The sequence below is a fragment of the Pseudonocardia sp. genome, assembly GCF_025965585.1.
Taxonomy (GTDB): domain Bacteria; phylum Actinomycetota; class Actinomycetes; order Mycobacteriales; family Pseudonocardiaceae; genus Pseudonocardia.
This window is the reverse complement of sequence record NZ_JAOPWR010000448.1, coordinates 1-2,630: the sequence shown is the minus strand read 5'-3', so window position 1 is coordinate 2,630 and position 2,630 is coordinate 1. Positions and strand designations below refer to the sequence as shown.

The 2,630-nt window shown below is 67.7% G+C and carries 2 protein-coding genes and 1 pseudogene; all 3 read left to right on the top strand.

What is annotated here, in order from left to right:
• Positions 1 to 542: 542 nt before the first annotated feature.
• Positions 543 to 1,178: a hypothetical protein gene (locus JWR81_RS27560; protein ID WP_297659203.1), complete on the top strand. Its 636-nt coding sequence runs from the start codon at positions 543 to 545 to the stop codon at positions 1,176 to 1,178.
• A gap of 596 nt (positions 1,179 to 1,774) precedes the next feature.
• Positions 1,775 to 2,275: a transposase gene (locus tag JWR81_RS27555; RefSeq protein ID WP_297659201.1), complete on the top strand. Its 501-nt coding sequence runs from the start codon at positions 1,775 to 1,777 to the stop codon at positions 2,273 to 2,275.
• 112 nt (positions 2,276 to 2,387) lie between these two features.
• Positions 2,388 to 2,630 (top strand): annotated as a pseudogene (locus JWR81_RS27550) (hypothetical protein); the annotation flags it as partial.

The window sequence follows — 2,630 nt, the reverse complement described above, 5'->3', positions numbered from 1 at the left end:
TCGTGGTTGCATTTGCCGGCGATCGCATATGCTTGCCGGTCGACGTGCCGAGCCCCTCACCAGCGCCGCGACGCTCCGCGACTGTCGGCGATCGTTGATTCTCAGACCTCGAAAGCGTGTGTGTCGGGATTCCCGTCGCCCGCTCAAGCCTCTGACCAGCAGTTGTGCTCTTTAGGCCTGAATTCGCGGCGAACTTTGGTTGAGCCGAGTGAACGATGTGGCCGGTGCGTGACACGAAATCGAGTCGACTGGTGATGTCCACTCCACGCTGGTGAGGGCTGTTGTTGCGGTTGAGCTCCGGCGCGCCGGGCGGCGAGTCAGGCAGCCCCCGGTCGCCGATGCGGGGATGCTGCGTTCGGGCGTGACACCACGCGTGACACGAAATATCCGCGGCCTCGGGCGTCGTGGTGTGCGTCGGGGCTGCCAGCGGGCTGGCTTCCAGGCCGCTGGCATGCGCGATAGCCAGCACACTGCAGTATGCGTCGGTAACGTCGTATGGCTGGTTGGCAAAGGTCTCCCTGGAGTCACCGAGGGGGAAGTGCGTGACACGCAGGATCGGGGGAGCGGGTGGTGGCAGTTCGAAGGGCAGTGGCGGCGCCGCGACTGTCCTTCTGGCCGTCGGTGTCGCCGTGGCGCTGGGAGTGGGCGGTACGAGTGCGGCCGGCTCGGGGTTGCTCGGGCCAGGCAGTTCGGGGTCGGTCAACGGCCGCGGGTCTTCCGAGGTCGGTAATCGGGATTCTGCCGCTGCGGAGGCGCGGATCGTCGCTCGTGGCGTGCGGGTCGCCGCACGAGTCACCGACGATGCCAGCAACTGTGCCGCGCATGCTTATGGGCAGGTGCGTGACTTCCTGACGGCGAACCCCTGCGTGGGCTTGCATCGAGCGCTGTTCGAGGTAGGCGATCGCAAGGGTGATGTCGTGCTTGTCGCGGCGTCGTGGGTGGAGATGGCGGATGTGGCGACGGCTCGGCGCCTGAAGCAGCTCGTGGACGGCTCCGGATCCGGGAACGTTGTGGAGCTGTCGCGCGAGCGGGGGCGATACCAGGCCGTGCGCTATACCGGTGACTTCTATGCCTCTCGGCTGGAAGGCACGGTCGTGTCGAACGCTCAGGCGCAGCCGGTCGCCCGCGGTACGACGGGTTTGGTGTTGACCGTGCTGGTCAACGATGCCCTCGCTTGAAGAAGAAATTCGCATGGACGGAAGAATTCACATGAGGGGGGCTCCTGCTCCTGATCGTGCCACTGGCGTCGGCCGGCTGTGCTACGCCCGCAGGATCGCCGGTCCTCGCGTCGCCGTCCACGCCGTTGGTCAATCCGACTTACGGTACCGGTGTGCCGACACAGAGCGCGGCTCACTGCCGAAGGTCATTGGTCAGCATGCGGCTGTCACCAACCCGGGCACGACCGATGTGGTCGTCGACTTCGTGCCGTCCGGAGTCGAGGGCGTTCGCTGCAACAGTGGCGTGGACGATCCGAAGAATGGCAAGTTTGTTGCCGTCAAGGTGAGCGCGAAGACCGCAGCCGACCCACAGAATCTCCTGCCTCGGGTGATCTTCGGGACCGGGTGGGAATCTGTCAGTCGTGACGGCGAGTCGCTTGTGGCGTCGACCGTGCAGGCGGCTTCGTGCACCTACGACGCACCGAACGAACTGAAGCCGAATCGCTCCTACCACTTCGACGTCGTCCTGGACGTGCCACAGTCGACAGCCGGCGTCGTCGTCGTCTTCGACCCGGTGCGCAACCTCGACCTGGGACTTCGTCGAGGTTCGGAAACGGGTGGCCCGGTGGGCGGAATCGTTCATCGATCCGCGCGCCTTCGTCGTCGACGACACCGGTTTCCCGAAGGACGGCGTGGGCTCGCCCGGGGTGGCGCGGATGTATTCCGGGTCGTTGGGGAAGGTCGGGAACTGCCAGATCGGGGTCAGCGTGCACGCGGTCACCGACTGGGCGTCCGCAGCGATCGACTGGCGATTGTTCCTGCCGAAATCCTGGGATGACACCACGATCGACGACAAGGCCAACCCGGATCTGGCGGCCGAGATCCGGCGACGCCTGGCCCGCAGCCGAATTCCTGATCAGGTGCGGCATCGGGAGAAATGGCGCCAGGCCCTCGACATGCTCGACGAGATCACCGGCGACGAGCAGGACGACGGCTGGGGGCTCGCCCGCAGGCCCGTGGTCGCCGGCGCCGGCTACGGCGACACCACACCGAGTTCCGCCTCGGCCTACAGGCGCGTGGGCTGCGCTACGTGCTCGCCGCCGCGGCCGGGGGCCTGATCCGGCTGCCCCGGCTGATCCCGCAGCGCGGGCCCTGGGTGACCATCGCGAACTCGAAGGGGACGCGAGGCGCCGCTGACCCAGCGCCCCGACATGACGACCGTCGGTTGTCGTGGTGCGCGTCGTCGCCGCAGGTGGGACGGGGTACGCCCTGCGCACATCGGCGTTGCGGTCCGACGCGGCCGCTCCGGCCGCGACCGGGCACGGCCCCGTGGCCCCCGTCTCGGCCCTCGGTGACCTGTCGGTGTTCCGCGGCACCACCCAGACCATGCTGGACGATCTCGCCCGTGGCGACCAGTCCGGCGCCACCGCGGGGGCCGACGAGCTCGAGGTCCAGTGGGACGACGCCGAGGCG